This is a genomic window from Streptomyces sp., assembly GCF_036566765.1.
Taxonomy (GTDB): Bacteria; Actinomycetota; Actinomycetes; order Streptomycetales; family Streptomycetaceae; genus Streptomyces.
In genome coordinates this window covers 1-4,314 of sequence record NZ_DATCVQ010000627.1, presented here as the reverse complement: position 1 = coordinate 4,314, position 4,314 = coordinate 1, and the positions used below count along the sequence as shown (strand labels likewise).

Genomic DNA, 4,314 nt, shown 5'->3' with positions numbered 1-4,314 from the left:
GCCGCCGCGTCCAGCGGCACCCGCGCGGTCGCCACCGTCGCCCTCGATCTGGAGCGGGTCCACGCCGTGCGCCGGGCCTGCGGCGGCACGGCGAACGACGTCCTGCTCGCCACCGTCGCCGGGGCGCTGCGCCGCTGGCTCGACGGCCGCGGCGAACCGCTGCCCGCGACCGACCTGCGCGCCCTCGTCCCCGTCTCCCGGCGGCGGCCCGGCGCGCCGCCGGACTCCGGCAACCGGCTCTCCGCGTACCTGGTCGACCTGCCGGTGAGCGAGCCCGACGGGCCGGCCCGGCTCGCCGCGGTGCGCGCGGCGATGGACCGCAACAAGGCCGCCGGGCCGCTGCGGGGCGCCGGTGCGGTCGCCGTGCTCGCCGACCAACTCCCGCCGCTGGCCCACCGCTTCGGCGCGCCGATCGCCTCCGGCGCGGCCAGGATGCTGTTCGACCTGCTGGTCACCAACGTGCCGCTGCCCCGCTCGGCCCTCTCCTTGGGCGGCGCCCCGCTGCGCGCCCTGTTCCCGATGGCCCCGCTGGCCCGCGGCCAGGCGCTGGCCGTGGCCATGTCCCCGTACGGCGGCCAGGTCCACGTCGGCCTGGTCGCGGACGGCAAGGCGGTCCCGGACCTTCAGGCCCTGGCCGCGGGGCTGACGCAGGAGCTGGACGCGCTGGCGGGGCGGGGGCCCGAAGCGCAGTGAGGCACGCCGCTCGCGGCGCATGTCGTAGGGCGTGCGCCGCGAGCGGCGTGCGGGCTCCGGGGTCGTGGGGCAGGGTGGTGTCATGCCTGAACTGCCCGAGGTCGAAGCATTGCGCGAGTTCCTCGGCGCGCACCTCGTGGGCAAGGAGATCGCCCGCGTGCTGCCCGCCGCGATCAGCGTGCTCAAGACGTACGACCCGCCCCTGAGCGCCGTCGAGGGCGCGGAGGTCACCGGCGTCGCCCGGCACGGCAAGTTCCTCGACATCCAGGCCGGCGGCCTCCATCTGCTGATCCACCTCGCCCGCGCGGGCTGGCTGCACTGGAAGGACGTCCTGCCGTCCGGGACACCCCGCCCCGGCAAGGGGCCGCTCGCGCTGCGCGTCGCGCTCACCGAAGGCGACGGCTTCGACCTCACCGAGGCGGGCACGCAGAAGCGGCTCGCGGTGCACCTGGTCCGCGATCCGGCGGACGTCCCCGGTGTCGCCCGCCTCGGGCCCGACCCGCTTGCCGCGGACTTCGACCTGGCGGCCTTCGCCGCGCTGCTGGAGGGCGAACGCCGCCAGATCAAGGGCGCGTTGCGGGACCAGGGACTGATCGCCGGGATCGGCAACGCGTACAGCGACGAAATCCTGCACGCGGCCAAGATGTCCCCGTTCAAGCCCACCCAGAACCTGACGGAGGAGGAGACGGCCGCGCTGTACGAGGCGATGCGCAGCACCCTCGCCGAGGCCGTCGCCCGCTCGCACGGCCTCGCGGCCGGCCGCCTGAAGGCGGAGAAGAAGAGCGGACTGCGCGTCCACGGCCGCACCGGCGAGCCGTGTCCCGTCTGCGGCGACACGATCCGCGAGGTGTCCTTCGCCGACTCCTCCCTCCAGTACTGCCCCACCTGCCAGACCGGCGGCAAACCCCTCGCCGACCGCCGCCTGTCCCGACTCCTCAAGTGAGCCTGGAGCGAGCCTGCTTCACCGGCCTTGAGCGGTTCGGCTTCTGCGACCGAACCTCCGCTGCCGGCCAACTCGCCTCGTCCGCAACGAAATCCGTACATGACCGGCGGGTAGCCCTAGATCATCATGGGCGGACTCGGTTAGCGTCTTCACCGCGTCGCCACACCCAGGGCACAAGGCCCTGCTGGGACTAGCAACGCTAAGGGAAGTCAACGACGTTGACGACTGCCATACGCACCGGCACGTTCGCCGTCCGCCCCTATACCCCGCACTGCCGCGTCATCCACGATGAGGGAGACCACGCCGTCATCGGCATCTCCTCCGGTAACGGCTACTTCACCCACGAACGGGTTCTCGACCTGGCCGGCTGGGGACTCGCCCAGTTCCGACAGGTCGATCTGATCTGGACCGACATGCACGTCGCCGAGATGTTCGAGGCCCTCGGCTATCCGCCGGTGGAAGCACAGCGCAAGGCCGTGAAGAACCTTCGCGGTGTCCGCGCCAAGGTCACCGCCGCCGTCTCCTCGCTCGACCCCGATGGCGAGAGGCTGCGCGGCCGGCCCATGTCCGCTCTCCTGGAGCTGCCCGCATACCAGCGCATCCGCACACAGCTCGATGCGCTCCTCACCCAGGACCCCGAATTCCGCGAGGTGTGCGACCAGCTCGCCGCCCGATTCCTCGCCGACAAACTCAACGGCCGGCCGCCCACCGACCGGCAACGCGAGGTCTGCATCAAATACGTGTGCGCCGAGGTCCCTCTCTTCCTCGACACCCCCGCCATCCTCGACGTCCCCTCATCCCTCAACTGCTACCACCAGGCGCTCCCCCTCGCAGAGCTCCTCTACGCCCGCGGCTGGGGCCTGCGCGCCTCACGCAACCAGGGCCACGCCGTCATCACCCCCGCCGACACCGAGGAGCGCTCCGCATGACCACCACCGTCGACCCCGCCGCCGGGCAGCTCACGGCATTCCCCTTCGACGCCGACGGCACCAAGCTCCCCGCGCAGGTTGCCCACCTCCTGGCCAACGAGCCCGTGAAGAAGGTCCGCACCATCGCCGGCGCGGAGGCGTGGCTGGTGTCCTCCTATCGCCTGTGCCGCCAGGTCCTCGACGATCCGCGGTTCTCCCTCAAGGACACGTCCGCACCCGGCGCGCCACGCCAGTACGCGCTGACGATCCCGCCCGAAGTCGTCAACAACATGGGCAACATCACCGGCGCCGGGCTCCGCAAGGCCGTGATGAAGGCCCTGAACCCCAAGGCCCCCGGCCTGGAGGACTGGCTCACCGCGCACGCGAACCGGCTCGTCGACGAGCTCGTGGAGAAGGGCGCGCCGGCGGATCTGCGCCGCGACTTCACCGTCCCGTACTCGACGGGCCTGCACTGCCAGATCCTCGGCATCCCCCAGACGGACGCCGCCGGCCTGTACGAGTCGCTGCACGTCGCCTTCATGAACAGCCCCCGGGAGATCCCGGCGGCGGGCATGAACTGGGACCGGGACATGGCCCACATGGTCGGCCGACTCGACGACCCGTCCACGACCGGCCTCATGGCCGAGCTCGCGGCGCTGCGCGACGACCCCGACTACGCGCACCTCACGGACGAGATGCTGGCGACCGTCGGCGTCACCATGTTCGGCGCCGGCGTCATCAGCGTCATGGGGTTCCTCACGATGGGCATCGTCTCCCTCATTCAGCACCCCGACCTCAAGGCCATGCTGATCGCCGACCCGTCCCTGATCCCCGCGGCCGTCGACGAGCTGCTGCGTATCAACCTGTCGATAGCCGACGGCCTGCCGCGGATCGCGACCGAGACCATGCGGCTCGGCGACGTCGAGGTACAGAAGGGGGAGCTCGTCCTCGTCCTGGTCGAGGCCGCCAACCACGACCCGCAGGAGTTCGAGGACCCGCACAGCGTGCGCCTCGACCGGCCCAACCCCAATGCGCACCTCAGCTTCGGCGGCGGCGGCCACTACTGCCCCGCCACCGCCCTCGGCAAGCGGCACGCACAGATCGCGATCGAGGTACTCCTCGACCGGATACCCGGCCTCGACCTCGCCGTCCCCATCGAGCAACTGGTGTGGCGGACCGGCTTCATGAAGCGGATCCCCGAGCGCCTCCCCGTACTCTGGTAACAGCGTCTGCACACGCCCGCGGCCCCCGCCGAGAGACGTCCCGGCGGGGGCCGCAGCACGTCCGGGACACCCTCGACGCCTCTCTGCCCAGCCGTTCAGCTGACTTCTGGGCGGCTAGGGCCTGTCCGGCGGATCATGGCCGGGGTCGCCCCTGATCCGCCGGACAGGCCCTAGCGGCGCAGGTCCGCCAGGCGGGCGCCGTCGGCGGTGCGGACGGTCAGGTGGTCGATCTCGGCCGCGTGGACGGGCGCGGCCGTCTCGATCAGCGGCGGGTCGGCCTCGTCCCGGTCGGCGTGCCAGGTGAGCAGCGGGAGTTCGCGACCGCCGCGGTCCACCGCGTACAGGGTGCACACCCGCCGGCCGCGCAGCCCAGCCACCCGCAGGCCCACCGCGGCGCCCCACGCCCGGTCCTCCAGGTCGGCGGACGCCGTCACGCCCGTGGCCCGGTCCGCCGCGGAGAGCCGTACGGCCGCGGGCGCGTCGTCCCGCAGCAGCACCGCGACGAGGAGCACCGCGGCGACGGCCGGCCATGCCACGGCGCGGGCCG

4 protein-coding genes and 1 pseudogene are annotated in these 4,314 nt (G+C 72.6%); 4 read left to right on the top strand and 1 reads right to left on the bottom strand.

The annotated features are described in order from the left end of the window. The 4 genes from VIU94_RS36570 to VIU94_RS36555 form a co-directional block, all read left to right on the top strand. The coding region (locus VIU94_RS36570; protein WP_331918514.1) for a WS/DGAT domain-containing protein at window positions 1-693 on the top strand (693 nt) is incomplete at its 5' end. Window positions 694-775: 82 nt separating this feature from the next. Continuing rightward, window positions 776-1,636, top strand: coding sequence for an Fpg/Nei family DNA glycosylase (locus VIU94_RS36565; protein WP_331918512.1), 861 nt, complete (start codon window positions 776-778; stop codon window positions 1,634-1,636). Between the two features lie 218 nt (window positions 1,637-1,854). After that, on the top strand, window positions 1,855-2,565 hold the full coding sequence (locus VIU94_RS36560; RefSeq protein WP_331918510.1) for a cyclodityrosine synthase: 711 nt from the start codon (window positions 1,855-1,857) through the stop codon (window positions 2,563-2,565). Further along, a complete protein-coding gene (locus VIU94_RS36555) occupies window positions 2,562-3,767 on the top strand; it encodes a cytochrome P450 (protein ID WP_331918508.1) in 1,206 nt (401 codons plus the stop codon). Before VIU94_RS36560 ends, VIU94_RS36555 begins: the two co-directional genes overlap by 4 nt. Before the next feature lie 170 nt (window positions 3,768-3,937). On the opposite strand, the pseudogene VIU94_RS36550 reads toward VIU94_RS36555, so the two are convergent. Beyond that, window positions 3,938-4,314, bottom strand: a pseudogene (locus tag VIU94_RS36550) (hypothetical protein); the annotation flags it as partial.

Excerpts from the sequence above, each read along its gene's own strand:
- VIU94_RS36565 (WP_331918512.1), top strand. The coding sequence starts at position 776 with ATGCCTGAACTGCCCGAGGTCGAAGCATTGCGCGAGTTCCTCGGCGCG.
- VIU94_RS36555 (WP_331918508.1), top strand. The coding sequence starts at position 2,562 with ATGACCACCACCGTCGACCCCGCCGCCGGGCAGCTCACGGCATTCCCC.